28 protein-coding genes and 1 tRNA gene are annotated in these 26,999 nt (G+C 44.9%); 17 read left to right on the top strand and 12 right to left on the bottom strand.

Features of this window, described 5'->3' with window-relative positions; genetic code table 11:
• Positions 1 to 248: 248 nt before the first annotated feature.
• The gene (locus CHRO_RS20145) at positions 249 to 704 is read left to right on the top strand and encodes a hypothetical protein (RefSeq protein ID WP_015156068.1); all 456 of its coding nucleotides are present in this window, start codon (positions 249 to 251) and stop codon (positions 702 to 704) included.
• Between the two features lie 109 nt (positions 705 to 813).
• On the opposite strand, the gene CHRO_RS20150 is transcribed toward CHRO_RS20145, so the two are convergent.
• The 4 genes from CHRO_RS20150 to petB all read right to left on the bottom strand — a co-directional run bounded on the left by CHRO_RS20150 (position 814) and on the right by petB (position 3,264).
• Entirely contained in the window at positions 814 to 1,182 is a 369-nt protein-coding gene (locus CHRO_RS20150) for a hypothetical protein (RefSeq protein ID WP_015156069.1), read from the bottom strand.
• Between the two features lie 180 nt (positions 1,183 to 1,362).
• The gene (locus CHRO_RS20155; protein WP_015156070.1) at positions 1,363 to 1,806 is read right to left on the bottom strand and encodes an ATP-binding protein; all 444 of its coding nucleotides are present in this window, start codon (positions 1,804 to 1,806) and stop codon (positions 1,363 to 1,365) included.
• 218 nt (positions 1,807 to 2,024) lie between these two features.
• Positions 2,025 to 2,507, bottom strand: coding sequence for a cytochrome b6-f complex subunit IV (gene petD / locus CHRO_RS20160; protein ID WP_015156071.1), 483 nt, complete (start codon positions 2,505 to 2,507; stop codon positions 2,025 to 2,027).
• Positions 2,508 to 2,595: 88 nt separating this feature from the next.
• Positions 2,596 to 3,264, bottom strand: a complete 669-nt coding sequence (gene petB / locus CHRO_RS20165; protein WP_015156072.1) for a cytochrome b6 — start codon at positions 3,262 to 3,264, stop codon at positions 2,596 to 2,598.
• A 301-nt stretch (positions 3,265 to 3,565) separates the two neighbouring features.
• Between petB and ctpA the strand changes: the two genes are divergently transcribed.
• The 3 genes from ctpA (at position 3,566) to CHRO_RS20180 (ending at position 6,105) form a co-directional block, all read left to right on the top strand.
• Entirely contained in the window at positions 3,566 to 4,801 is a 1,236-nt protein-coding gene (gene ctpA / locus CHRO_RS20170) for a carboxyl-terminal processing protease CtpA (RefSeq protein WP_015156073.1), read from the top strand.
• Positions 4,802 to 4,905: 104 nt separating this feature from the next.
• Complete coding sequence (locus tag CHRO_RS20175) at positions 4,906 to 5,469, top strand: DUF2854 domain-containing protein (protein WP_041463346.1); 564 nt, start codon at positions 4,906 to 4,908, stop codon at positions 5,467 to 5,469.
• Positions 5,470 to 5,514: 45 nt separating this feature from the next.
• Complete coding sequence (locus CHRO_RS20180; protein ID WP_015156075.1) at positions 5,515 to 6,105, top strand: DedA family protein; 591 nt, start codon at positions 5,515 to 5,517, stop codon at positions 6,103 to 6,105.
• A 70-nt stretch (positions 6,106 to 6,175) separates the two neighbouring features.
• On the opposite strand, the gene CHRO_RS20185 is transcribed toward CHRO_RS20180, so the two are convergent.
• Positions 6,176 to 7,162: an ABC transporter ATP-binding protein gene (locus CHRO_RS20185; RefSeq protein ID WP_015156076.1), complete on the bottom strand. Its 987-nt coding sequence runs from the start codon at positions 7,160 to 7,162 to the stop codon at positions 6,176 to 6,178.
• Between the two features lie 105 nt (positions 7,163 to 7,267).
• Here CHRO_RS20185 and CHRO_RS20190 point away from each other — a divergent pair, with 105 nt between their 5' ends.
• Together CHRO_RS20190 and CHRO_RS20195 are read left to right on the top strand one after the other, a co-directional pair.
• Positions 7,268 to 7,465, top strand: coding sequence for a hypothetical protein (locus CHRO_RS20190; protein WP_015156077.1), 198 nt, complete (start codon positions 7,268 to 7,270; stop codon positions 7,463 to 7,465).
• Between the two features lie 62 nt (positions 7,466 to 7,527).
• Positions 7,528 to 7,707 (top strand): hypothetical protein, encoded by a 180-nt coding sequence (locus CHRO_RS20195; protein ID WP_015156078.1) that lies wholly within the window; start codon positions 7,528 to 7,530, stop codon positions 7,705 to 7,707.
• Here CHRO_RS20195 and CHRO_RS30750 read toward each other — a convergent pair.
• From CHRO_RS30750 to CHRO_RS32640, 3 genes are read right to left on the bottom strand one after another with little or no spacing between them, the layout of a single operon-like run.
• The gene (locus tag CHRO_RS30750; protein ID WP_181824211.1) at positions 7,698 to 7,901 is read right to left on the bottom strand and encodes a cell surface glycoprotein; all 204 of its coding nucleotides are present in this window, start codon (positions 7,899 to 7,901) and stop codon (positions 7,698 to 7,700) included. The two genes, CHRO_RS20195 and CHRO_RS30750, sit on opposite strands and share 10 nt — an antisense overlap.
• Complete coding sequence (locus tag CHRO_RS20200; RefSeq protein WP_015156079.1) at positions 7,882 to 10,629, bottom strand: CBS domain-containing protein; 2,748 nt, start codon at positions 10,627 to 10,629, stop codon at positions 7,882 to 7,884. Before CHRO_RS20200 ends, CHRO_RS30750 begins: the two co-directional genes overlap by 20 nt.
• The gene (locus CHRO_RS32640; protein WP_127022976.1) at positions 10,620 to 10,871 is read right to left on the bottom strand and encodes a hypothetical protein; all 252 of its coding nucleotides are present in this window, start codon (positions 10,869 to 10,871) and stop codon (positions 10,620 to 10,622) included. Before CHRO_RS32640 ends, CHRO_RS20200 begins: the two co-directional genes overlap by 10 nt.
• Before the next feature lie 4 nt (positions 10,872 to 10,875).
• On the opposite strand from CHRO_RS32640, the gene psbZ reads away from it, so the two are divergent.
• From psbZ to CHRO_RS20230, 6 genes are all read left to right on the top strand, one after another.
• Positions 10,876 to 11,067: a photosystem II reaction center protein PsbZ gene (psbZ, locus tag CHRO_RS20205; RefSeq protein WP_015156080.1), complete on the top strand. Its 192-nt coding sequence runs from the start codon at positions 10,876 to 10,878 to the stop codon at positions 11,065 to 11,067.
• 128 nt (positions 11,068 to 11,195) lie between these two features.
• The gene (gene ribH, locus CHRO_RS20210) at positions 11,196 to 11,780 is read left to right on the top strand and encodes a 6,7-dimethyl-8-ribityllumazine synthase (RefSeq protein WP_015156081.1); all 585 of its coding nucleotides are present in this window, start codon (positions 11,196 to 11,198) and stop codon (positions 11,778 to 11,780) included.
• Positions 11,781 to 12,059: 279 nt separating this feature from the next.
• Positions 12,060 to 12,389 (top strand): hypothetical protein, encoded by a 330-nt coding sequence (locus CHRO_RS20215; protein ID WP_015156082.1) that lies wholly within the window; start codon positions 12,060 to 12,062, stop codon positions 12,387 to 12,389.
• Between the two features lie 156 nt (positions 12,390 to 12,545).
• Positions 12,546 to 12,617: transfer RNA gene (locus CHRO_RS20220), tRNA-Gly, on the top strand.
• Positions 12,618 to 12,899: 282 nt separating this feature from the next.
• Positions 12,900 to 13,307 (top strand): hypothetical protein, encoded by a 408-nt coding sequence (locus CHRO_RS20225; RefSeq protein ID WP_015156083.1) that lies wholly within the window; start codon positions 12,900 to 12,902, stop codon positions 13,305 to 13,307.
• A gap of 4 nt (positions 13,308 to 13,311) precedes the next feature.
• Complete coding sequence (locus tag CHRO_RS20230) at positions 13,312 to 14,577, top strand: glutamate-5-semialdehyde dehydrogenase (RefSeq protein WP_015156084.1); 1,266 nt, start codon at positions 13,312 to 13,314, stop codon at positions 14,575 to 14,577.
• Positions 14,578 to 14,791: 214 nt separating this feature from the next.
• Here CHRO_RS20230 and CHRO_RS20235 read toward each other — a convergent pair whose 3' ends face one another.
• Entirely contained in the window at positions 14,792 to 15,604 is an 813-nt protein-coding gene (locus CHRO_RS20235; RefSeq protein ID WP_015156085.1) for an acyl-CoA desaturase, read from the bottom strand.
• 87 nt (positions 15,605 to 15,691) lie between these two features.
• Between CHRO_RS20235 and CHRO_RS20240 the strand changes: the two genes are divergently transcribed.
• On the top strand, positions 15,692 to 16,924 hold the full coding sequence (locus CHRO_RS20240) for a methionine gamma-lyase family protein (RefSeq protein WP_015156086.1): 1,233 nt from the start codon (positions 15,692 to 15,694) through the stop codon (positions 16,922 to 16,924).
• Here the strand turns inward: CHRO_RS20240 and CHRO_RS20245 are convergent.
• From CHRO_RS20245 to CHRO_RS20255, 3 genes are all read right to left on the bottom strand, one after another.
• Positions 16,921 to 17,976, bottom strand: coding sequence for a DUF4082 domain-containing protein (locus tag CHRO_RS20245; RefSeq protein ID WP_015156087.1), 1,056 nt, complete (start codon positions 17,974 to 17,976; stop codon positions 16,921 to 16,923). The two genes, CHRO_RS20240 and CHRO_RS20245, sit on opposite strands and share 4 nt — an antisense overlap.
• 364 nt (positions 17,977 to 18,340) lie before the next feature.
• Complete coding sequence (locus CHRO_RS20250; RefSeq protein ID WP_015156088.1) at positions 18,341 to 19,138, bottom strand: hypothetical protein; 798 nt, start codon at positions 19,136 to 19,138, stop codon at positions 18,341 to 18,343.
• 317 nt (positions 19,139 to 19,455) lie between these two features.
• On the bottom strand, positions 19,456 to 20,415 hold the full coding sequence (locus CHRO_RS20255; RefSeq protein WP_051033284.1) for a DNA-methyltransferase: 960 nt from the start codon (positions 20,413 to 20,415) through the stop codon (positions 19,456 to 19,458).
• Positions 20,416 to 20,535: 120 nt separating this feature from the next.
• Between CHRO_RS20255 and CHRO_RS32645 the strand changes: the two genes are divergently transcribed.
• The 4 genes from CHRO_RS32645 (at position 20,536) to CHRO_RS20270 (ending at position 26,999) form a co-directional block, all read left to right on the top strand.
• The gene (locus CHRO_RS32645) at positions 20,536 to 20,718 is read left to right on the top strand and encodes a hypothetical protein (protein ID WP_146139840.1); all 183 of its coding nucleotides are present in this window, start codon (positions 20,536 to 20,538) and stop codon (positions 20,716 to 20,718) included.
• Positions 20,690 to 21,898: a hypothetical protein gene (locus tag CHRO_RS20260; protein ID WP_015156090.1), complete on the top strand. Its 1,209-nt coding sequence runs from the start codon at positions 20,690 to 20,692 to the stop codon at positions 21,896 to 21,898. Before CHRO_RS32645 ends, CHRO_RS20260 begins: the two co-directional genes overlap by 29 nt.
• Before the next feature lie 30 nt (positions 21,899 to 21,928).
• Positions 21,929 to 23,632, top strand: coding sequence for an OmpA family protein (locus CHRO_RS20265; protein ID WP_015156091.1), 1,704 nt, complete (start codon positions 21,929 to 21,931; stop codon positions 23,630 to 23,632).
• Positions 23,633 to 23,993: 361 nt separating this feature from the next.
• Positions 23,994 to 26,999, top strand: coding sequence for a CHASE domain-containing protein (locus CHRO_RS20270; protein WP_015156092.1), 3,006 nt, complete (start codon positions 23,994 to 23,996; stop codon positions 26,997 to 26,999).

Consider the following 26,999-nt stretch of genomic DNA (forward strand, 5'->3'; position numbering starts at 1 on the left):
TTGAGAAAATTCAATTGTTATAATTAGATTCAATAGCAGTTCAACCGTCTCTGTAAATTAATTGCAAATTACAGCTATAACTCTATCGGAAGATGCAGATTTAGCGGCGGAGGTTATGAGGTAGTAACAGATTCAGCCTTGTGATAGTTGCAGTAGATTCAAGCATTTGATTCTCGAAAAGCAAATAAATGACCTGCATTTCAGGTGGTTTAAACCTAGTAATTTAAAGTCCGTAATGGATAAATAAAATGACAAAGCAAGCTACTATGTACAAGTTAATAAAGTGGAATATACTACCTTCCGTTTTAATTATGAGTTGTGCGACCGCAGCTACAACTTTCGCTCAGGAAGCAGTGGTAAAAGTTCCCCCCCAATTAGAAGCAGACCCCTTAGTTGTTAAAGGTAGATCTGGAGGAGAAAAAAACAGCGATTGCGGTAACATCAGTACGACTCCCAGTCAGGTGCTACAAGTACCAGAACCTTTACCATATCTCAAGCTACAAGTACAGAGCGAAGGAGAACCTACACTACTGATTGAAGGACCAGGAAAACGACGTTTTTGCGTACTGGCAGATACAGCAGCAGGAGAAGCTCCCGAAATATCAGGTTACTGGGAAGCAGGAAAATACTCGCTATACGTTGGCGATCGCACTCAAGGACAATATCCCTATACCCTTTCAATCTCTCAGAAAAAAGGTGAATAGATTTGTCATTCGTCATTTGTCATTGGTTAACACTGCACTCACGACCAATGACAACTGATAACTTTGTACAGGCGTTACATGTAACGTCTCTACACTGACAACTGAATTATCACTCTTCCGAGCTGGCTGCGACTTCCACGGCTTGCACGTCAATCGTCCCTGGAGGTGTTAAGCGACTCAACTTGCCTTGCTCTACTTTCAAGAGTTCGCCACAACTAGGACACTGAAGTTGGGTACGATTGAGTGCTGCTAGTTCGTAGCTACACACCGGACATTCAGACTGAACGAGGTTGCGTTGCAGCCACCAGCGAAACCAGACGAATGCGATCGCGGGAGCCAACAACAGCAGTCCCATTAAAATTAGAAATGAGTTGACCAACCAGCCAAGACCTACCGCACCCAATAACCAGATGAAGAGGAATAGGGTGAGCCAACCGGAGAGGCGGGAAAAACTAAGTTGAAAAGACTTGAGGCTCATGTTCTTTCTATTAAGCTGCTCTGCCTCTAGGATAGCTAGGGGTCGGGAGTTTTAGGGGCGGGTTTTCAGCACACCTATCGAAGAGCAAACAATTCTACGGTTAAACCCGCCCGTACAGGGGAGTAGGAGAATTGTAAAAAATTTGTCATTAATTACACAATACCAATTACCCTGCGCGATTTATGTCTTAACTTCTTGGCGGTTTTTATCGCTTTTTACAATTAGTAAGCAGTTTCTGCCGTCAGCAGCCCGTTCGTATACGACTCGATCTGCTAAGCGCCGCAATAGAAACCAGCCATAGCCTCCTTCTTGTAAGGTTCCTGGTTTAGGTTCGGCAATTGCATCGGGGTTAAAAGGCTGACCCCGATCCCAAATTCTAATCTCAATGCGATCGCTCCATAATAACAGATCGATATCTATTGCCGTTTCTCGCGGTAGGGCTTGATGGGCGTGTCTGACCGCATTCGTAAATCCTTCTGCTAAAGCTAAATTTAAGCGATATAGTTGACCCTCAGACCAAGGTATTTGACCGCTATGTTGAAGACAAAAATCTTCAAACCAGTCTTGTACCTGGTTCAGTAACTTTAAATCGCTACACACCCTCAGATGATTTTGCTCCAACATGCCACGGCTTGACCGCGATCCGATGTTAATTGCTTGCCAACTCAATAAATGTTTACTTATTCTTTTTTTATTCTGTAATCGCGACTACTATCAAGTCTCTGTAACTAAAATTGACACCTGTTAACGTTTCTCATTCGGTAGATCCACTTTTTGAGAAACCCACAGGTGTCAAGACAAATCTGTACTTAATACACTTGATTAAGTGCAGAACTGAACAATTAGAACAGACCGAAAGTGAAAGATTTGTCAATCGGGAAAGCAGCACCAATACCGAGCCACAAGGTAACTAAAGTTCCAACTAAAAACACAGTTGTTGCGACTGGACGGCGGAAGGGATTTTGGAACTTATTGACACTCTCAATAAATGGAACCAGAATTAACCCCAGTGGTACGGAAGCCATCAGCACGACTCCCAATAATTTATTGGGGACTGACCGCAGAATTTGGAATACTGGGTATAAATACCACTCAGGTAAAATTTCCAGAGGCGTAGCGAAAGGATTTGCTGGTTCGCCTACCATTGCTGGGTCTAGTACGGACAAAGCGACTATACAAGCACCCGTTCCCAAAATTACCACAGGGAAAATATAGAGCAAGTCGTTAGGCCAAGCAGGTTCGCCATAATAATTATGACCCATGCCCTTAGCCAGCTTGGCACGTAATTGAGGGTCGCTCAGGTCTGGTTTTTTTAGTGTTCCCATCTTTAAAGTTGTTCTCCTTTGTTTCAGTTATCAGTTATCGGTTAACAGTTAACAGTGACAACTGATAGCTGTTAACTGCTAACTGTAATTACAACGGACCAGAAATACCTTGCTTGCGGATCATCAAGAAATGCAGCAGCATGAAGACAGCGATCGCCCAAGGTAAGACAAAGGTATGAGCGCTGTAGTAGCGAGTTAGCGTTGCTTGACCTACACTCGAACCGCCGCGCAACAAGTCAGCAATGAGAGTACCGACGACTGGAATCGCTTCTGGTACACCACTAACGATTTTTACCGCCCAATAGCCGACCTGATCCCAAGGTAAGGAGTAACCCGTTACACCAAAGGAAACGGTAATTACTGCCAAAATTACGCCTGTTACCCATGTCAGTTCGCGGGGCTTTTTGAAACCGCCAGTTAAGTAAACTCTGAATGTATGCAAGATCATCATCAGCACCATCATGCTGGCTGACCAGCGGTGAATGGAGCGGATCAACCAGCCGAAGTTTACATCCGTCATGAGGTACTGTACGGAAGCATAAGCTTCAGTTACAGTCGGTTTGTAATAAAAAGTCATGGCGAATCCAGTCGCAAACTGGATTAAAAAGCAAACCAGGGTGATACCACCGAGACAGTAAAAAATATTGACGTGTGGGGGGACGTACTTACTGGTTACATCTTCAGCAAGAGCCTGGATCTCCAAGCGCTCCTCAAACCAGTTGTATGCTTTTGAATCAGTTACCTGTTTACTAAACATCAACCAAAAGTTCCTAAAAATGGATTGCGTCTGTTCAAATTCCCGATTGTCTTTGCAGGGATCGTCTTTTCAAGGTTTCTTAATGGCTGGAAATCCAGTCATTTCGATCTTAATCGCGATCGCGAACAATTTGCTCGTCCAGACTGCATCAGATTCTATAAAAAAAGTAACATAGTCGAGAGGACAGTTGGAAGAAGTCGGAAGTCGGAAGTCGGAAGTCGGAAGTCAGAATTTGCTTGCTCCCTACTCCCTGTCCCCTGTTCCCTAGTTCCACTGATAACTGAGTAATTGATAACTGATGATGTCAAAGCGAATTTTCCAGATCGGAGTTTTGTTGGTCATGCCAATTCTGCTAGCGTTGAGTATTTGGACTCAGCCAGCAACCGCCATCACGGAAGAGCAGAGAGTGGTAGTAGAAGCATGGCGAATTGTCAATCGCGCCTATCTGGACGATACGTTTAACCATCAAAATTGGTCGGCAGTACGGCAACAAGCACTCAAACAACCCCTTGACAACCCAGAGTCAGCATATACAACAGTCGAGAAAATGCTGGCAAGTTTGAACGAGCCTTTTACTCGCTTTTTACGACCAGAACAGTATCGTAGTTTACAAGTTAATACTTCTGGCGAACTGACGGGTGTAGGACTGCAAATTGCCCTCAATTCCAAAACAGGACAGTTAGAGGTCGTAGCACCAATTGCTGGTTCTCCAGCGGAAAAAGCAGGTATTCAATCTCGCGATCGCATTCTCAAAATCGATGGTATCCCGACTACCCAATTAACTCTTGATGAAGCAGCAGCCAAAATGCGGGGTCCGGCAGGTAGTAAAGTCCTGCTGATAGTAGAACGGGATGGTTCGCCAAAAGAAATCCAAGTAGCCCGCGATCGCATTGCCGTCAATCCCGTAGTTGCCCAACTCCAAACCTCACCTAGCGGAGCAGAGATCGGCTACATACGCCTGATTCAATTTAATGCCAACGCCACAGCAGAAGTTGCCCACGCGATCGCCAATTTAGAAAAACAAGGTGCTGACGCATACATTTTGGATTTACGCAATAATCCTGGAGGCTTATTGCAATCGGGAATTGAAATTGCCCGTCTGTGGTTAGATGAAGGCACAATCGTCTATACGGTTAACCGCCAAGGTATCCAAGGAAATTTTGAAGCTTTTGGCTCGGCATTAACTCACGACCCCCTAGTCGTCTTAGTCGATCGCGGTACGGCTAGCGCCAGTGAAATTCTCGCTGGAGCGCTGCAAGACAACAGACGAGCAAAAATTGTTGGTGAAAAGACGTTTGGTAAAGGCTTAATTCAATCTTTGTTTGAACTATCGGATGGCTCGGGTATGGCTGTTACCGTTGCCAAATACGAAACCCCAAATCATCGAGACATTCACAAGCAGGGCATTGTCCCAGATCTTAACGTAGCGACCGATCGCCTCAGTCGCGACCAAATCGCCACGGCAGCAGATCCACAATATTTAGCAGCAGTAGAATTATTGGACAATACATCAACAATTGCTAAAAGTAACGAATGATTTGTTGGTAATGGGTAATGGGTAATTGGTTGACGATTGACTACTCGTGCGCTCCCTGCTCCCCGATCGCTGATAATAAAGCAGAAGTTGTTAAGCGATCGTGTATGTTGCGACAAGTATCTTTAGGAAAGCTAGGTTTAGTTGTTGGTGGTTTAATTACAATTGTGGGATTCGTTGCCTATTTTATTGATAATCCCACACTCAACCTTGTGGGTTTTTTTTATGGCATTCCCCTTTTATTAGGAGGTTTAGCTTTGACGGCAGCGGAACTGAAGCCAGTGCCATATACTCAACCAACTTCCCCTGAAGTAGTTGCTTTGCGCCAACAGCAAGCTACAGCAACTCAAAATCAAGTCCGTCAGGATATTACCCGCTATCGTTACGGTCAGTCAGCTCATTTAGATACAGCGTTAGAACGGCTGGGACTTGCGCCAACGGATGAAGAAAGACCGATTGTTAAGGGCGTGCGAGAAACGCAAATCGATGGTGCTTATGGGTTAATTTTAGAATTTGATTCTCCTTTCGTGACACTGGAACAGTGGCAAAAAAAACAAGACAAAATGGAAAGTTTTTTTGGTCCTGGGATACGTATTGAAGTCACACAACCTACTGAAGATGAGATTGAAATAGCAATGATTGCGGCTTCTAGTCAAGGGACTTCCAGCTAGGTGTTAGAACAGTAGCTAACATGATATTTAGCAGGAAGCGATCGAATGCTTGAAGGAATGACGGATGCTATTAACTCTTTTGGATATCTGGGCATCTTCCTGCTAGTCTTAATCGCTCCAACTCCTCCAGAAATTGTTTTACCCTTCGCGGGCTTTTTAGCTGCACAAGGCAAGCTGAGCTTGCCACACGCGATTTTAGCTGGAGTTTTGGGTTGTACTCTATCAATCGTACCTTGGTACTTAGCAGGTAAATACTTGGGCGAACGGCGCTTGAAAGTATTTGCTAGGCGCAACCGTAAGTGGTTAAAACTGTCCTTTGGAGAAATAGAGCGAGCCAAACAATGGTTCGATCGCCACGGTGGGAAAACAGTCTTTTTTAGTCGCCCCATCCCCAGCGTCCGCACGTTAATTGCGCTACCAGCAGGTATCAGTGGAATGAGATTGCTACCATTCTTATTCCATGTCATATCTGGTGAGGCAATCTGGCAAACTGCCTTAGCTTACGCTGGATACCTGCTTGGTAGGCGTTATGAAATTGTCGTTTGGTATACTGCCCCCATTGCCAGAATTTCAATTGCTGTACTACTGTTAGTACTTCTGTTCTGGTTAATTAGGCATAATAGATCGAATAGTTAAACTGCGGTGACGTTAAGCTAGTTTACCAGCGCGATCGCCTGCCAAACACTTACACCCAGCTCCCTACTCCCTACTCCCTGCTCCCTGATGTAGCAGAAATTTGTTGCAAGAAAAACTCTTCCAAAGAAGGACGAGACAAATTCATGCCAACGATCTGCCCGCCGAGAGAACGTAACTTTGCCAGAAAATCGTAGGGCTCGCCGCTAAGTTCGCCTTTCCAAGTTCCATCAGCTTCTACTTGCAAATTAGTTAACCATTGGCGGAGTATTTCTACATCACCACCTTTGCCTTTGACATGATAAGCATCAGTCGTTCCCAATAATTCATCCAGGGAACCGCTACAAATTAAATGTCCTTGGGATAAGATGGCAACGCGATCGCAAATTTGCTCGACTTCAGACAAGATATGACTGTTGAAAAAAATAGTCTTGCCTTGAGCTTTGAGAGAAAGAATAATCTGTCGCATCTGGTAGCGTCCTAACGGATCTAAACCAGACATCGGCTCGTCTAAAAACACTAATTCAGGGTCATTGATCAAAGCTTGTGCCATCCCTACCCGCTGCACCATACCTTTAGAATATTGGCGGAGTTGCTTTTTGCGGGCAGCAATTAAAGGCAGTCCGACTAATTCCAGCAGTTGAGGAATGCGCTGACGTTGAACGCTGCGGGGAATTTGAAACAGTCCCGCTGCCATTTCTAAAACTTCCCAACCAGTTAGATAGTCGTAGTAATAAGCATTTTCTGGTAGATAGCCGATGCGTTGTTTGATTGGGCGATCGCCTAAAGGTTGACCTAATAATAAACCTTGTCCGCTCGTGGGGCGAAGAATACCCAATAATAATTTTAATAGCGTTGTTTTACCCGCTCCATTGGGACCTAAAAGACCAAAAGTTTCGCCCCGATATACCGTTAGAGAGCAACCTTTGAGCGAGGGAATTTTCTGATTCATCCAAAAGCCAGTACGGTAAACTTTTCGCAACTGAGAAGTTTGAATGACTGCTGGGCGCTCGGAAGGATTAGATTCAAAAGTAGGCGAATCAGTAGTAACAGTCTTCATCGCGTCAAACTACCTTTGCTCCAAACAAAAATGACAACAGTTATTATGGCTCACTCGATCGCCCAATGCCGACAGCAATCGCACCTATTTCTTTCTAGTTAAGGCTTGGTTTGGCAGGAAGACAAGGGAGAGGGGGGAGACAAGGGAGAGGGGGGAGACAAGGGAGAGGGGGGAGACAAGGGAGAGGGGGGAGACAAGGGAGAGGGGGGAGACAAGGGAGAGGGGGGAGACAAGGGAGAGGGGGGAGACAAGGGAGAGGGGGGAGACAAGGGAGACAAGGGAGAGGGGGGAGAAGAGAGTTAAGTATGGGTAAAAATGCCAGATTATATATAAGTAGTAAAAAAAATTAACTTTTGAGGCAATTCATGAACCGCTCGAAAATCGTTGCTATCATCACAGGGGCAATTTCAATCCTACTGGCGATCGCCTATCTCCTCCTCGTACAACTACTAGACTTTCGTGGCGAAATGCAACCAGCACCAGTCAGTCAGTTGTCAGTTGTCAGTTGTCAGTTATCAGTTGTCAGTGGTAGTTGTCAGTGGTAGTTGGTAGTTGGTAGTTGTCCCCCTTGTCCCCCTTCGCCCCTAATCCCCACTCCCTTCGGTCGTGGGGTCCCCGAGTTCCCCCTTGTCCCCCTTGTCCCCCTCAGCTCTCTTCTCTCCCTTGTCCCCCTTGTCCCCCTTGTCCCCCTCAGCTCTCTTCTCTCCCTTGTCTCCCAATTAACGGGGATAATGCTCAAATAGATAACTCTCAGCCTCCGTGCGATCGCGGATAATTCCATCTAAAGTGGCAGCAAGTAGATCGTCGAGAATTTGACGATATTGAGGTCCTGGTTTGTATCCCAGTTGTTTCAAGTCGTGACCGCTTAATAGTGGTTGGACGTTAGCCCACTGAGTGACGTATTGCCAGACAAGCGATCGCACTGGGCGAGGACTGCGTAGAGCAATTAAAATTAGCATCGGTAGGTCGTACTGCCGCAACAAGTCAAATACTTGACTGGGTAGCCGACAGGAAGGCAAAGCTGTTGAGACTCGCTCTTGTGCCTGTTGTAAGTGGCGCAAGCGATAGATACTGTCATCGGGTAATTGTAAATTTTGGGCAACGCGATCGCGGTATTCTGGGGCAAGATATGCAATGAGAACCTCTAGACGTAACAGCCAAGGAGGGATAGGAACATTTTGACTTTTAACTTTTGACTTTCGACTTTCTCGATTAAATCGTCTCAAACAACGTTCTAAAAATCGCAACTGCTGCCAAAGAGTTTTATCCAGTTTCAAAGTTTCATGCAGGCATTGCAAAGCATCTAAATCTCCCAGTAAACTTAATGCTGCTTGCCAGTAGGGTGCTTGCAAAATGTATTTCAGCTCGTTTTTCAATCGCGTTTGTAAAGCAGGCGCTCTGGAATTATTGCCTTGGGTACGCTTGTAAACCCCGCTGTCAATGGCATAGCGAATATAATTTTCCGTCTGAGGTTCGATCGCAAATTCTAAACGTACGGCAAAGCGGACGGCACGATAAATCCGAGTCGGGTCTTCAATAAAGCTGTTGGCGTGTAAAACCCGAATTTGCTTTGCCTGTAAATCGAGCAATCCACCAAAGAAATCTAACATTTCCCCTGCTCTTGGTGGTGTCAAACGGACGGCAAGGGAATTAATTGTAAAGTCGCGTCGATATAAGTCTTGGCGAATGGAACTCGCTTCTACTTCAGGATTGGCAGCAGGATAGGGATAAAATTCCGTGCGTGCAGTGGCAATATCAATCCAAAGAGAGCCGAAAATAGGGTCTTTGTGCCACAACAATGCTGCTGTTTGAAATGCCCCATGAATTTCGAGACGAGCAGCAGGGTAAAGTTGCTGAAGGGCGCGAGCTAACTCCACTCCCGCGCCTACATCAGCAGTGCGATGAAAGCCATCTACAACTAGATCGATATCTTGTAGATACAGGGGTGCTGCACCGTTCTGTTTTGCCAACAGTAAATCGCGCACTCCTCCCCCAACCAAATACAAGTGCCAACCTCGCTGTTCTGCCTGAGCAGAGGCTTGAGTCAGCAGTTCCCAAAAAGGTGCGGCGAGGCGATCGCTCAACAATCTCAAGAATGCCGCAGGTGGAATAATCCCAACAGCATTCCCTCTTACCCCTAGCTCCTCGCTCCTCGCTCCTTCCTGATGCAATTCCCGCAGTACGTCGGTACGGGTGACGATGCCACGCAATTCTCCGTCTTGCAACACTGGCAAGCGTCCGATATCATATGTCACCATCAACGCTTGAATTTCTGGCAGAGTCGTTTCTGGAGTAATAGTCTTGATATTTGTCGTCATATACCCCTTGGCGGGTGCGTGACTGAAGCCGTGGTGCAGGGCAATATCAATATCGCGGCGGGAAATAATTCCTACCAACTTGCCTGTAGGATCGACCACAGACAATCCAGAGTGACCGTAACGCAGCAAAATCCGCTGTGCCTCGGCAATCGTCGTATCTGGGCGGATCGTGCGGACGGGGGATGACATTAATTCCCTAGCTGTCGGCGGATGGGGAATCGTGGCTTTGAGTCGTTCGACCAATTGTTGTAAAGTTACCTGCCCATCGACACCCCGTAACGAGAGAGACGCAGCTTGAGAATGTCCCCCACCACCGAGGGGCTGAAACAATTCATTCAGATTTGTCCCAGGAATTTGCGATCGCCCAATAACTGTCAGCCTTTCTTCGCCACTATCTCCCAAAGCATACCTTGCCCCCAGTAGGACGGCATCGCTTTCGGTCAATTCCATTAGTCGCGCTGCCAAGCTAGATAATCCAGATACATAACCTGGAGTTTTTAGCAAGACCCAAGCGACTGTATATCCTCGCAAGCGATCGCAGTGGAAGTTATCCAGTGCCTCAGTTAATAACACCTGTAACTGCGGCGAAAACCCAGGATCGATGTAATCCCGCACGACATGCAAGCTAGTTCCTTGCTGCATCAACCATGCTAGAGCCAATGCATCGCGATGGTTGGCTTGGTCAAATGACAGCGATCCCGTATCGACGTGGATGCCTAACGCCATCACAGTTGCTTCAAACGGCGTGATTTCCACCTGCTGAGCTTGTAATTCTTCGACAATTAGCGTCGTCGTCGCTCCCACATCAGCAATATGAGTTGCCGTAGCCGAAATATCGCGATCGATCTCTAAGTGGTGGTCGTAAACAACAATCTGTTCGATTTGGGGCAAATCCAGCCACTCCGCCGCCGCACCCAAGCGATCGCGGTGTTGTGTATCGACGACAATCAGCGATCGAATTTGTTTTGGATTCACAGAACGGCGTTCGATCAATGCATATTCGTCCCGATGCAGTGCCAAAAAATCCTTTACCGCTGGATGACTACCACCCGTCAGCACGATCTTCGCTCCCGCCCACAGCCGCGACAGCCCCACAGCCGCCCCCAGCGCATCAAAATCTGCTGTTGTATGACAAAGAATTAGATCCATGTAGTGCGTGATGAGCAGGGTGTGGGAAATTGGTAGTTGGTAGTTGGTGGTTGGTAATGGGTAATAGGTAATGGGTTGTTATTCTCCTCAGCTCCCTCAGCCCCGATCGCTCCCTCAGCTCTCTTCACCGACTCCCTATATTGTGCCAATTTCTGATAGGTTACATATAGGTTATAAGCAAAATTAGCAAGCTTTAAGCTTAATCTAGATCTATTCTGGTTTGTTGCTGTGTAGGGAGACATACTGATGTTATCTGCTCTGTTTCAATTGGCTTTAGTTGCCCTGGTATTCTTGTCCTTTGCTTTGGTAATTGGCGTTCCCGTGGCTTACGCTACTCCCCAAAATTGGGTGGAATCAAAAAGGCTGCTTTGGATCGGTTCGATCGCCTGGTTCGGTCTAGTGATCGTCATCGGTGTTTTGAACTTTTTGGTCGTATAAGCAACTTGAGGCGATCGCCCTTGTCGATCGTCGCGATTGACAAGTAAGCGATCGCTACTTTGTAGAGACTTACACGTAATGTCTCTACGCTGACAACTGACAACTGACAACTGACAACTGATTTAGTAATGGCAGTTTTCGAGGGAACTTTTACTCAGACAGAACCTTTACGGTTTGCGATCGTCATCGGTCGGTTTAACGATTTAGTGATTGGTAAGCTGTTAGAAGGATGTCAAGATTGCTTGAAACGTCATGGCATCGATCCGAATCCTCACGGCAGTCAAGTCGATTACGCTTACGTCCCTGGTAGTTTTGAAGTGCCAATTGTGGCGCGACAATTAGCATTATCTCATCGCTATGATGCCGTGATCTGTCTTGGAGCAGTCATTCGCGGTCAAACTCCCCATTTCGATTATGTTGCGGGAGAAGTAGCTAAGGGCATTGCTGCGGCAGGATTTCAAACTGGCGTACCAGTCATTTTTGGTATTCTGACTGTAGACTCGATGCAGCAAGCTCTGGAAAGAGCCGGAATTAAGAGCAACAAGGGTTGGGACTACGCCATGAACGCGATTGAGATGGCTAGCTTGATGCGGCAACTACATTCCGATATTACTGTAGAATCCTACAACAATAATTCTCAATCCTTGCCCGCTGCATCGCTGAAAAGTGCCATTGCTAACGAGCGATCGCCAATTACAGAAAGTGGCGAGTGACAATGCAGGAGTGGCAAGTGAAAAATGCTACTCAATACTCTGAAAAATGGTAGGTAGCGTTAGTTATATGCGCTACCTTTTTTGTCTAGTAAAAATCCTCCAATCGAGGTATATCAATAAGTTGAAATTAGGTTAAGTTCGTGGCAGTTGAAGTCTTTGCTTTGAGCCGATCTCCAGCACATATATTGGCATTAAGTTAATGACAAACTATAAGCCAGTAATGTACGCTATCAAACATAAGTTTTCAGTTTGTAGTTCAGACTAAATTAGGTAGCACAAATGCGAGGAAACACAATTGGTATTGAGTTAGAACCAGAAGATATAGAGTTATTGACCAGAATTGAACGGGAAACAGGTAAGTCAATTCACCAACTCACAGGTGAAGCTATTAAAAATACTTATATTAAAAAATCCGATAGCGATGGCGATGGTGGTACTGCACTCTTAGAGGCGATAGACAAAATTGGCAAACAAGTACAGCAAGTCATGGTAGCTGTAGAAAGACAGCGCCAGGAGATCGAGCTATTTTCAGGCAGCTCAAAAAACCACTTGCGACAATCTACCCCCCCCCCCCCCCGCATAGTATTTATACCTAGTACTGAAAGTTAGAAGGGAGAAGTCGTAAGTCGTAAGTCGTAAGTAGAGAATTAACTGCTTCCTGCTCGTGCGCTCCCTGCTCCCCACTCGCTGATAACTGACAACCTCGCAAAAAAAAACTTGACAAACTCAGCCAAATCTGAGATATTAATAAATACACAGTAAATTGCGGGTATAGCTCAGTGGTAGAGCGCAACCTTGCCAAGGTTGATGTCGCGCGTTCGAATCGCGTTACCCGCTTAAAGTAAATTGAAAAATAGAAGAGAAAAGATTTAGAACGAATAAGTTAATTAAATAATCGCTCTGCCTAGAGTCAAAGCGAATTTTATCTGTTCTAGAATCTCAGATAGGAGGGAAAACCTACTAACCTCGCGTTGCGTTAAGCAACAAGAAGCAATCTAAGTCGAGAGTAAATAACTTGGCATTTGGAAAATGTAATGGAAAGCTGAGAATTATTTGGTTAGACTTAGAAAGTATTATGTAAACTCGTAGGATAGCCACATTTTGGTTCTACGGCGGCTCGTGCAACCTCAAAAGACCCAAAAAATCGATCTGAGTGTAGATTACCCTTGTCCCTGTCGCCGACACGGGCGATTAATTCCGATTACGCTGACAGAAGCGTTTGGTTGCGATCGCTGTCAGCAACTCTTCGTTGTGGAAGAAAACGGGTATGTATTAGAACAATTATCCACTAGCTACCCTTACAAGAGAGCATGGCGCTGGCTGGGCAATCGCTGGAGCGTAGCTAAGCCACGTTTGGGACAGAGCTATCTTCCAGTAGCACTATTAGTAGTGTTTGGGCTGCTAATTTTTTGGTTGCCTTTGGCACTGCGATCGCCACACCATGCCAGTATTCTAGTATGGGCATTAGTAGCAGTACTGCTAGCAGTACTGCCAGCACTAATGGTCTGGCTGATTTACAGACGTTAAGTCGATGACAGGTGACACATCTCATACTCACTCAGGCTTGGTCGCTACTGCTCGTCGCGCCTACGGAGCTTCCCTAAAACTAGGAATTAGTAAGGGAGCAGACCGCAGCCGTGCCGTGCAAAAGATGGCAGAAGCACTCAAGCAATCTTTCGATGACATTTTGGAAGCCAACACTTTGGACTTGGAAGCTAGTCGCGAAATGGCAGTGCCAGAATTAATCGTGGATTGGCTGAAGTTGACTCCCGAACGCCTCCAAGCTGCGGTAGAAATTTTGCAACGTCTGAGCGAACTGTCAGACCCTTTGCGACGGATTAGAAATGCTGACTACCAGCTTGCCGATTCTCAAACTTACTGCCAGCTCATGCCGTTGGGAACGATCGCCTTAGTTTACGAAGCATTTCCAGAACTTGGGGCGATCGCCGCAGGACTGTGTATCAAAACTGGTAACAGCCTCATTCTCAAAGGTGGAGGAGAAGCCAGTCACTCTAATGCTGCTATTGCCAAGGTTCTGCAAATTGCCTTAGAGGAAAGCGGAATGCCTTCCGGTTGTCTGGAAAGAATTGAGACAGAGGAAGGGAGCTTAACACAGGAATTAATTACCCAAGACCAATACATAAACCTTGTCATTCCCTACGGTCGCCCCAGCTTAGTTCAGCAAGTCGTGCGACAGTCCACCGCCCCAGTTTTGAAATCGGCGATGGGGAACTGTTACCTTTACTGGTCGCTATCTGGCAGCATTGAAATGATGCGCTGGACGATTTTAGACAGTCATGCTAGCGAACCCGATCCGGTCAATGCGATCGAGAAAGTCTTGATTCACCGCACCACCAATCCCTCGTCCCTCGTTACCCTGTGGAACAGCTTGCAAGAAAAAGGTTTTCAAGTTAGGGGAGATACCGCATTAGTTGAAGCATTTCCCCAGCTACAACTAGCAAAGGATTCTGAGTGGAGTCAATCATATTTAAACAAAACAGTAGCTTTTAAGGTAGTAGACAACTTAGAAGCAGCCATTTCGTGGATCAATCGTTATAGTAGCGGTCATGCCGACTGCATCGTTACTGAGTCCTATCAAGAAAGCCGTCACTTTGCTTTGCGGGTGAATAGCGCCTCCACTTATATCAACGCCTCCCCGCGCTTTTGCCGCAATCCCGCCCGAGGAGAGTCGATCTTTTTGGGCATGTCAAATCAGAAAGGACACCGCCGAGGACTAATTAGCCCCGAAAGCCTGACGACGGTAAAGCATATCGTGCAGGGGAATAGTAGATTTTAGTGGCTGGTGGCTAGTGGCTAGTGGTTAGCGGTTAGAGACAGATAGAGTGGCTAGTGGCTAGTGGCTAGTGGCTGGTGCTTAGCGGTTAGAGACAGATAGAAATGAAAAGGTAAGCAAGGAGATGGACTACAAGTAGCACTCCAGCTACAACTCTCACTCACATCTGTTAAGGAAGAATTTTATTCACTAGCCGCCAGTCACTAGCTACTAACCACTACTTTTCAGCCAGCTTCACATTTTTAGCCAAGCCAAGAGCTTGTAGCAAGCAGATCGTCATCCAGGTGAGATCGACTTCCCACCACTCTAAGCCGTGTCGGGCAGAGTATTGGAAGGCGTGGTGGTTGTTGTGCCAGCCTTCGCCAAACACCAACAGGGCTACCCACCAACAGTTGGTCGAGCGATCGCCGGATTCATGGCTGCGATAGCCAAATTTGTGCGTGGCGCTGTTTACCAACCAGGTGCAGTGGTAGACGAACACGACTCGCACAAAAATTCCCCAGACGACAAACGACCAGCCACCAAGTAATAATAGGACGACACCCAGAGCGATCTGGATGAAAATCATATTTTTTTCTAGAAATTGATAAACTGGATCGCCAGCAATATCTTTTGTAAAACGAGCAAGATCTAATTCAATCGGTCTGCGATAAATTAACCAGCCGATGTGACTCCACCAAAAACCTTTGTTAGAGTCGTGGGGATCGGGTTCGGTATCGGAGTAAAGATGATGGGCGCGGTGCGTCCCTACCCATTCAATCGGTCCTCCTTGACAGGCGAGTGTTCCGCAAAAGACCAAGAAATACTCCAGCCATTTTGGAGTTTGAAAGCTGCGGTGGGTGACAAGACGGTGAAAGCCTAGAGTAACTCCCAAACCGCCAGTGACCCAGTAGAGAAACACGGCAACACCAACTGCTTGCCAGCTGAAGTTGCTAGGGAGTAGAGCAAATAAAGCTCCAAAATGCAAACCAATAAAAAATAGGGTATTGACCCAGTTGATTGTCAGTTTGGTTGGGGTAGCAATCGTCATGCGATAACCTAAATTCAAAAACTAGCGTCCGATCTGCCAGAATCAAAGATCCACCTATTAAGTTAATCTAAAGCGATAAATTTGACGATGAACAGCTACGAACAGCTGCAACTAGCAGAACAGGCACTATCTCCGATTTTTTCTGGAATTGACGCTCAGGTCAAGCAAAATCTTCAACGAGTGCTGAGTGCTTTTCGCCACCAGCGGGTGGGGGCGCATCATTTTGCTTCTGTCAGCGGCTACGGTCACGACGATCTGGGTCGTCAGACGTTAGATCGGGTATTTGCTGAGGTGATGCAAGCAGAAGCAGCCGCAGTGAGAGTCCAGTTTGTCTCTGGAACCCACGCGATCGCCTGTGCTTTGTTCGGTGTATTGCGCCCAGGGGATGAGATGCTGGCGGTTGCAGGTGCGCCCTACGATACGCTGGAAGAAGCGATCGGGCTTAGGGGCAGCGGACAAGGCTCCTTGATAGAGTTTGGCATTAATTATCGCCAAATAGATCTAACCGCAGCCGGAACGATTGATTGGCAGGCGTTAGAAACGGCGGTGCGCGATCGCACCCGTTTAGTCTCGATCCAGCGGTCTTGCGGTTATTCCTGGCGTTCTAGCCTTTCCATTGCCGAGATTGAAAAGATCGTCCACATCGTCAAACAGCAAAACCCGAATACAGTTTGTTTTGTCGATAACTGCTACGGCGAATTTATTGAAGATCGAGAACCTACGGCGGTCGGTGCGGATTTGATGGCGGGGTCTTTGATTAAAAATCCTGGTGGCACGATTGTCACGGCTGGCGGCTATGTCGCAGGGAAAGAAGAGTTCGTAGAAGCAGCTACCTGTCGCCTCACAGCCCCAGGAATTGGTAGTGCTGGCGGGGCGACATTCGACCAGCATCGACTGATGTTTCAGGGACTATTTCTCGCTCCACAAATGGTAGGAGAGGCGATGAAAGGTAATCACCTGACTGCATACGTGTTCGACAAGTTAGGATATTCGGTGAATCCCGCCCCACTGGTTCCGCGTCGAGACACGATTCAAGCAGTTCGATTGGGTTCGCCACAAAAATTAGTGGCTTTTTGTCGGGCAATTCAGCAAAACTCGCCCATCGGTTCTTATCTCGACCCCGTACCCGCCGAAATGCCTGGTTATGAGAGCGAGTTAGTCATGGCTGGGGGGACGTTTATTGATGGCAGTACCTCGGAATTTTCGGCTGATGGTCCTTTACGGGAGCCATACGCGATCTTTTGTCAAGGGGGTACTCATTGGACGCACGTGGCGATCGCCTTAGAAGCTGCGATTGAGGCAGTAAGAGCTGCCGATTAATCTCCAATCGGAGTGTATAGAACGTCTACCCAGTAATTGCTACTTTTATATGTTTGGCTGGGGAAACTGGAGTTACCGTATTTATACACGCCATTATTACCATCAAGAAATTGCAAACCAGAATTGCTCATAGGGCTGGCAAAGTGATTCAGCGTGTAAGCGTAGTTACCTTTTGGAGCGTGATAGGAAGCTACGTAAATCGTATCTGCCGAGATCCGAATTGGCTGGTCGAATTTAAGTTGTTGCCAGCCAGAAGTTGTTTCGGAAACAAACGTACCGCGTGCGACGAGCTGACCCCCAGCAGTCCATAAAGAGCCGACGTGCGTACCAGTGTTAGTCGCGGCTTTGTAGAATCGAATGCCAGTCACAAAGCCTTCTTTCGTGGCTTTAAACTTTACACCTACCTCTATTGCTCTAGAATCAAAAGTGGCAATGGAAGATGGAGCTACAGAATCAGTCCAAATACTCGTTGTTTTAGGTTTGAAGACAACATCTATCCAGTAGTTAGTGCTATTGTATGACTGAGTTGGAAAACCACCGCCGTAACCGTAAATGTATGTACTGTTACTTCCAGCTTCACCATTACGCAGAGCGTGTAAAAACCCATTATCTACCCCAGCATTCTCGAAGAATTTTTCGCTGGCGACATATCGCCCAGAGTTGACGTAATAAGAAGCAATATATATTTGTTTCGCCTTAACTGGTATGGGTGGATAGAATTGTACGGTTTGCCAACCTGGAGCAGGTTGCTGTCCTTCAAAAGCCATGCCCGTACCGAGTAATTCTCCAGTACTAGACCAAAGATGAACGAAGTAACCGCTTTCGTTTGCTACGGCTCGATAAAATCTAATTGCCGATACTTCCCCATCTACATCGCTACGGAACTTTAGACCTAGCTCCACAGGTTTAGTATCTTTGTCTACAACTGCATTTAAAGGTGTAGAGTCAGACCAAATAGAATAACTTGACGGTTCGGCTAGAGAGCGCGGAGCGGCGATCGCCAGTAATGCTGTAATGACACTGACACTCGATAATAATAATCTTTTATACATAGTTTCCCCAGTTTTTTATAATTAATACAAGCATCTACAAACGAACAGCTTAAATCGAATTCAAATTGCTATTTCAACTTAGTTTCACCTACTGCAAACTTTCAAATAATCCGTGATGAATTTGGATTTTTGATTCTGCATAGTTTTCAAAACAAAGCTGTATAACTTTTCAATGAATCACACTGAAGGTGGCATGGACAACACTAGTATGACTCACTTTTAGGAATTATTAAACTAATTCATAAAGTCTACATTTATTCAGTAATTTTACAGATAGAAAAATAAATATATGTTAAAGCTTGGCAAGGTAAATCGATGAGTATCGAAAATTAAATAACGTATGAAAAACTCAAACTCTATCGAATTAATGGAATGAAACTAAATCGTACTGAAGGATGAGAAGAGTAGATTTTGCCACAGCACGACCGCTAATTCTAGTGATGCCGTAATGCAAAATTCCTCGTCCATTATGCGTCATTCTACCCAAACTAAATTGGATTTTAATATTAGAGTTAGTATGGCGATCGAATTGTTCTAATTTCCACATGAATCCACTCCACGCACCAGTCAGGCGTTGTCGCTCTGCATCAGCTACAACTTCTAATATTTCTACCGTTGTCCCATACGGAGTTTCTAGAAGATTGCGGTCAAGATCGAGTGTGATTCCGGCTAAATCAGATAAAGAATTATTACCTAAAAATACGTATTTATTCCCCTCACGTTTGATTTGTAACATAGACGTTCCTATCTTCTTCATAATTAATTTGTGAGAGAGGCTAAGAAATTCTTGATACTCAGTTTTAGAAACACCAAGCCGAGAATCGTAAGGTAGAGGTTGTCCGGCAGAGGTATTTTTGATTAAGCTCGATAACCATTCACTATCGGATTTTTTTTGTAATGCTATTTTAAATTTCTGGCTCAGTTCGACCAAACGAATTGGTGGTACAATTTGCATCAAATCGACAGTTGTACGATCGCTAGGGATGAGAGCTTCGACATCATATATGGGAATGTTATATAAGTTGATTTTATTTATCTGAGGAGAAGATTTTATGCTTGTATGTGAAATAGCGATCGCCTTGACAACTGTATTTAGATAAAATAATAATCCCGTTACTAAATAGCAGAGCGAGAGATAAGAGATTTTAACTTTTATTTTCATAGAATTAAGTCATATAACTTCACTATAATAATGAGTTTTAGGTCGGCACGATTAGCGATCGCCTCGGTAATATTGACGAACGCGATCGATCGCACTAAAATTTAAAGTTTAGCCGGATCGACTTATTTTTTTGTAGAAATAACTCGATTTGATAAATACCTATTTTAGATAGACCGAGTTGAATCTATCAGAAATAACAAAATATCCAGTCAAAGGTTTACAATTCTAATTTTGATGCAATAAATCTATTTTTAGATGCGATCGCGTTGAGAAAACATTAGTAACAATATTTAATCAACTATGCGATGAGTATCGAATCACTTCAAAGCTACTGTCTGCGAACTTGACATCAACTGAGTGTATAGAGTATTAGCTTGTGATTGATTCAGATTAGCATCAACAAATCGAAATGCAGAAGTTGCGAGATACGATCTGTTTTGTTCAAACGCGATCCAATGTCGTTGTAATGATTCGGCTGCTACACCTGTAGTATTAGAACCTGCAAAGATATCGAGGACTGTATCGCCTGGTTCTGTCAAAAAATTAATAAAGAACTGGGGAAGTTTCTGCGGAAAACGTGCTGGATGTGCGCCAATCTTAGCTGCTTTACATAATTGGATGTAACGAGAGCCACTTTCAGTATTGGGTATTTGTAATAAATTAGAAGGGATTGCTCCTCCATTATTGTTAGCAAAAGCTTTACCGATATCGTGTCCTGATGGACGTTCTTTTGGTTGATAAAATTTTTCTGGATTCTGAAGTAATTTTTTCATGCGCTCTGAGTAAGGCACGAGTACATTACTCACATTAGCTTTGGGATTATCAGTTTTTGATAACCACCAAATAGTATTGACAGCATCCTTAGTGCGGATCTTGCGTTTATTGACCCACTCAATCGGAGATGGTAATTTTGAGGGATTATACCAAAAAAACTCTTCTGCAAGACGGAAATCTAGCTCGTCGCAAAGTTTAATTAAAATACGGTAATTATAGAGCGATCGCACGGGACGTTTACTTTGATATGCTCCTCCTAAATCGAGGACAAAACTACCGTGTGGTGCTAAGACTCGATAGACTTTTTCACAAAAATTAAATAACCAATTTACATAAGCCTCTTGCTCGACATTACCATAACTCTTTTCACGTTGTAGGGCAAAAGGTGGAGAAGTAATAACTAAATCGATAGAATTGGATTCGAGGCAGTCAAGTAATTCCAAAGCATTACCAACATATGCAGAGCCATAATCAGTATTGTATAAAGGGCAACATAGAAACATATTTACTTTGCTATGAAAACACAATGCGTAACTCATTTTATTTGCAGTCGATAGAATATATTTATGCAACAAGTTGAAATAATTTAGGAAATATCTACTTGTACTTGGCGACTGCGAGTCGTGGAACTATACAGATACAACCTGCCGATCGCGCTGGCACTGTGTGAAGCGCACCACACAGGTTCAAAAGCTGTAAATTTCCTCAGTCCGCGCCAGCGAACTTCCCTTTGGGAAGCCGCTACGCACTCATATTTGTGTAGTTGGAGTTTGGAACATGGTGCTAGAAAGCTGGCAGCCTCATGATGGTAAACAGGAAGATGCTATTTTACTCTTTAACTTCAATAGCAAGGACGAGGAGAGCGTTGCGCTATTACACCATCTACTTTCTAGGGTGAAAAAAAGTTATCAGCAGTTGGCTGACTTACAATTCCTACCTGTCCGCTTACCAGTACCCGATCTGAAGTTGTGGAGTTACTGGTTGGCGGCTCAACTGATTGCACAATGGCGCGATCGCTCGGCAGAGCAAATTGCTGTAGGGACAATTCTCGATCGACTGGGGTTCATCAAGACAGAAAATAGTTATCCCATTGTTACAGCTCTGGATCGGATGGAGCAAGGAACGCTGATTTCTGTAGAGTTGGTGGCGAACGTGAAGTCGATTGACAAATTCGGCTGGCAATCTTCAGATTCTGATATCAAAGAATGGATCGAGCAGAAAGCTGCCGATCTAGTTGAATTTACTCAACGCACATCTTCTTACCCAGCCGACGGCTTCAGAGCGCAATTACAGTCCAATGTGGAAGCAATGCGATCGCAGCACCAAGTTCAGATGCAGGAGTTCTTCAACTCACTACAGCACTCCGGTTCGCGCTCGGTGCTAAGAGTATTAGAAACTTTGAGCGCGATCTTCCAGCGATTAGCAGAGGAATGCGAGGCTCAAAAACAAGAGTTATTGCAAAAAGCGATGGCAGCGGAACGCGCTTACAGCAATTTAAAAACCAGAATTGAACCGCGCGATCGGCAATTCGGTCGGCGACAGACTGACTGGGAAGCAGTTGTAGAAGCGCTTGCCAAGCGATACTACTTTACATTTAATGCTGAAATTTACGACCGCTTCGGTCAATTAGTTAGCCAGCTCATACAACAGACAGGCGATCGCGTTGCCTCCATAACTCATACAGATCGCTCTCTGACGATTTTGGAAAGTTGGTTTAGCCAACAATGTCCTCAAGAGCCAGTCTTTGCACCTATTTTAAAACAGCGCTTAGAGCAAAAGGTAGACATAATCAAATTACTTAGCGAGATAGAAGCAACAGTAAGCTGTCCTCTGCAAAAATGGCATAGTTTAAGCTGGACTCAAACAGAATTATTGTGTCAGGAAATTTTGATAAAACTGCATCCAGTTTGTATGGAAGTATATATAGAGTGCTACCAATATTTACTAAAAATTAATCGAGCTGAAATTTTAGACCAAGATAGTTAAGCAAATAATTGGTTTTTGTCAAGCAGAAATATGGCTCCAAAACCACCAAAATCATCCATAACTTGTCATAACTGTGGCTATGATGGCAATTCTATTACTGCCATTCGGTGCGATTTATGCAAGCAGCCACTAGAGCTAAATTATGCTTTAAATAGCAATAGTACTATTAGAAATAGTGTATCTAATAGTAAAAAAACAACTCGGTATCGGTTTTATCTCCCTAATACTTGGTTGACATTAGTGTCAATACTATCACTGCTACTGGGAGGAAGCTTGTTCTTTTGGCGCAGTCAAAGCGTTAGCACTCAAAATTTTCAGCGGTTAGGAGATCGGGGTAACTCAAAAGCAATCGTAATTTTGGGCGACACCTTTAGCGGCTACAGTACTTTTCGGAGCGATCGATTGCGGCAAGCACTCAAAGAATTTCAAATTGAAGCGCACTATAAAGATGAATTTAATCAAGCTAGACGCGCTCGACTTTTAAATGAAGGACAAGCCGATTTCTTAGTCACAACTCTAGATCAGTTTTTGAAACAAAAACCCCAAGGGAAAATAGTTGGTTTGATTAACTATACAATCGGAGGTGATGCAGTTGTTTTAAACACGAAACAATATCCTAACCTCAGATCGCTCCAAGCTCTGAACCAATTAGTACAGCAGAGGCGATCGCAGAACCAGTTAAGCATTATTTTTGCTGGCGATTCTCCCAGTGAATATCTAGGTTTGTTGCTAGATGCTAAATTTGAAGCATTTAGATTATTAGATTTTCAAACAATAAAAGTAGTCGATGCTGCTGATGCCTGGAAGCAATTGCAATCTAATTCAAATCTAGCAGCAGCTATACTTTGGGAACCTTTTGTCACGAAAGCTCGGCAACAAGGATATACAGTAGTCTTATCAAGTCGAGATACTCCAGGTGCAATTGTCGATGTTATTGTTGCTGGCGATCGCCTTCTCCAATCGCAACCTGAAAAAATCTCCGCTTTTTTAGAAGCTTATTATCGTTTAATTGATACATCCACTAGCGATCGTCTGTTGTTGCAAAATCAAATCGCTCGGGATGGTAATTTATCAGCTAGCGATGCAACAACGGTCATGCAAGGAATTGATTTTTTTACGTCAGTTGAGGCGAAAAACTGGATGAGGGATGGCACGCTAGAAAAAAGAATAAATTCTACAGCTGCGGTGTTGGCACTAACAGGTAGGATGGAGCAAGTGCCTCCAGCTCCTCAAAACTTATTTACTTACCAGTTCCTCGATCGCGCCGCTAGTCATACCCAGAAACTCATTAGTTCGATCCGCTCTGACAATCCAAAACTAGCTGATAGTCTACTAGAAGGAGTAGCGAACGATACTAATTCTAAATTTGAAACTGCCTCTAATCTGGGAAATTTGCGCGTACAAGGAGAGATAGAGTTTCAATTTGGCTCGACTACACTCACTAGGAAAGGTAAGCAAACACTCGATAGATTGGCTAAGCAAATAGCCGAGTTTAATTCGCAGACTGTAGCTATAAGAGTAATCGGTCATACTTCTAGAAAAGGATTAGCCGATTTGAATCAAAAATTAAGTCAGCAAAGAGCGCAAGAAGTTATTAATTATCTCAAACAACGCGGTCTGCAACACAAAATGTTTGCAGTAGGAAAAGGTTTTAGCCAACTCAGAGGGGATATTTCTCCCTATGATAATCGGAACCAACGAACAGAGATTCAATTGTTGCGATTGAAGAGTTAAATGTCTGTCTGAATACAGATAACAGTTATCAGTTATCAGTTATCGTAGGAACGGGTTTTGACCAAAAATTTAGAGCTTTGGTTGTCAATCTATATGCTAAACCCGCTCGTACAGTTACCAGTGTAGAGACTTTACATGTGACGTCTCTACAAAGCGATCGGTGAAGAAAGGGTGTGGGGTGTAGAGATGAGCGAGAAATTATCAGATTATTTTTATAATTGGTTAATATTGTCTGTAGCAATATATGGAGTCTTAAGCAGTCAAGTGTAGATCGGGGGTGCGATCGCCTGAAAAGTCACGCGCGACTATGACTAAGCTTTATTGCTATCTTAGGCTGATATTCTGTAATTTGAAGCGACGAATGAAAGCAAACTTATTTGGGAGGTATTTACAACCACGTCGAAGCTGGATTCCCTATTTTGTTTTGACGATCTCGCTCTTATTTACTACAGCAGCTACTTATTATGTATCGAGTACGGTTCAAAATAAAGAGCGGTTGCGGTTTGAAAATGATGTCCAAACAACTCAAGCCAAGATTCAAGATCGGATTGAGGCTTACATAACTCTGTTGCGGGCAGGAAGTGGTCTATTTGCCGCGAGTGAAACAGTAACATCGCAAGAATTTCGGGCTTTTGTGAATCGGATGAAATTGCGCGGTAGCTATCCTGGGATTCAAGGAATTGGCTATTCGGCGCGAGTGCCAGCAGCAGCGAAAGATGCCTTTGTCACCCAAATGCGGCAACAGGGAATCGCTAACTTCAATATCCGCCCCAACTATCCTCGTTTGGAATATCATGCCATTATTTATCTAGAACCACAAGATCGTCGCAACCGAGTTGCAGTTGGTTACGATATGTTCTCCGAGCCAGTGCGCCGCGCTGCGATGGAACGCGCCCGCGATACTGGTATTCCCGCTGCTTCAGGTAAAGTGACTTTAGTTCAAGAAATTGACAAACACAAGCAAGCGGGTTTTCTAATCTACGTTCCGGTTTACCGTGGTGGTAATATTCCCGCCACAAAAAGGCAAAGGCAAACAGAGTTAATGGGTTTTATTTACAGTCCTTTTCGGGCTGACGATCTGATGAATGGTATTTTTGGCGATGAAGACCGCTTGGTGAATTTTGAAATTTACGATAGTCACAATGTCAGCTCGGCAAATTTGCTACACTCATCCAGATCTCATACGCTAAATAACCGCGATCGTCCACAATTTCAGACTAACAAAAAGATCGATCTTGGCGGACGTACTTGGAGTTTAGTTTTTACCTCTCGCCCTGAATTAGAACTAGCTTCAGACATCGATCTTGCGCCTTTCGTTGCCTTTATTGGAGTGGCAATGAGTATGATTCTATTTGCCATGACACACTCGCTCTCTTCGTCGCGCAAAGCCGCCGAGCGATCGGCAGCAGCTCTTACAGAAAGTGAAAAGCGGTTTCGACGTTTGGTAGAGTCAAATATTTTTGGCGTTGCCTTTGGGAACTTTCAGGGAAAAATTCATTACGCAAACGACTATTTTCTCCAACTCATAGGTTACGAGCGAGAAGATTTGCTGGCAGGGAGATTGCATTGGGACAGTTTAACTCCTGCGGAGTTTCTTCCTTTAGATCTTCAAGCAGCTGAAGAACTGAAAAAACGCGGAATTGCAGCTCCATTTGAGAAACAATATATTCGTAAAGATGGTACGCGAGTCCCAATTCTAATTGGTGCAGCTTTGTTAGCAGATACAAATACGCCTCAACCAGAAATTATCGGCTTTATTCTAGATTTGAGCGATCGTAAAGCTGCGCAGGAAGCTCTACGTTGGAGTGAAGAACGTTATCGTTCTTTGGTAGAAGCGACGACAAACATTATTTGGGATACCAAAGCAGAAGGTGAAGTCGTTACCGAACTGCCTGGATGGAGTGCTTTTACCGGACAAAAGTTTGAAGAGTATCAGAGATGGGGATGGATTGCAGCGATTCATCCAGAAGATCGCGATCGCACTGCGCAAGCATGGTTAAAAGCTCTGGCTCATCGCAGCGTGTACGAGATGGAGCATCGGGTGCGGCGCTATGACGGCGAGTATAGGTATATGAATGCCCGTGGCGTGCCAGTTTTAGAAACAGATGGTAGCGTGAGGGAATGGATCGGCGTTCATACGGACATTACGGAACGCAAGCAAGCAGAAGTAGAACGAGAACGATTGTTACAACGGGAAAAGGTAGCTCGCGAAGAAGCAGAAACAGCCAACCGAATCAAGGACGAGTTTTTGGCTACTCTATCTCACGAATTACGCACGCCTTTAAATGCAATGCTGGGGTGGACGCAGTTACTTCGTAACCGCAAGTTTAATGAAGAGACGACAGCACGCGCTTTAGAGACTATCGATCGCAACACAAAATCTCTGGCGCAGTTGATCGAAGATATTTTAGATATGTCGCGGATCGTTACGGGAAAGCTGCATTTAGAGATCCGTAAAATAGACATCGTACCAGTTATCGTTGCTGCGATTGAAACCGTCTTACCCGCAGCAACAGCCAAAAACATTCAGATTGAATCGAAATTAGATTCTAGCATTGGATCGGTCATGGGAGATGCCAATCGCTTGCAGCAGGTATTCTGGAATTTGCTTGCTAATGCCGTTAAATTTACTCCCAGAGACGGACGAATTGAAGTGCGTTTATTTCAGTTTGATTCTCAAGTACAAGTACGAGTTGCTGATAACGGACAAGGTATTAGTCCTGAGTTTTTACCCCACGTCTTCGATCGCTTCCTGCAAGCAGACAGCACTACGACCAGAGAGTATGGTGGTTTAGGACTGGGTTTATCGATCGTGCGTCAATTGGTAGAACTGCATGGTGGTACGGTAGGAGCTGAAAGTGCGGGATTGGGTAAAGGGGCTACATTTACTGTCGCTCTGCCAATTCGCGCCGTAGATTACAATCTGAATGAGCCAGAGCAACCTCACAGCCAAAAAGAAGAAACTGCGATCGCGCCTCCATCCCTAGACGGTTTACGGATTGTCGTCGTCGATGATGAAGCCGATGCCAGAGACTTACTCAATACAGTTTTGACCCAGTATGGCGCTAAAGTCGTGACTCGTGAAACTGCCCGGGAGACAATTGAGGCGATCGCTCAATTTCAGCCGCACGTCCTCGTCAGCGATATTGGAATGCCAGAAGAGGATGGATATGCTTTGATTCATCGCTTGCGACAACTACCACCAGAACAAGGCGGACAAATTCCCGCGATCGCGCTTACAGCCTATGCTAGAACAGAAGACCGCGATCGCGCTTTAGCAGCAGGTTTTCAACAACATATTGCCAAGCCAGTCAATCCCGATAAATTAGCTGCGGTTGTGAGTGAATTGGCTCGAAAAGTGAGTTGA

The sequence above is a fragment of the Chroococcidiopsis thermalis PCC 7203 genome (assembly GCF_000317125.1).
In the GTDB taxonomy this organism is placed as follows: Bacteria; Cyanobacteriota; Cyanobacteriia; order Cyanobacteriales; family Chroococcidiopsidaceae; genus Chroococcidiopsis; species Chroococcidiopsis thermalis.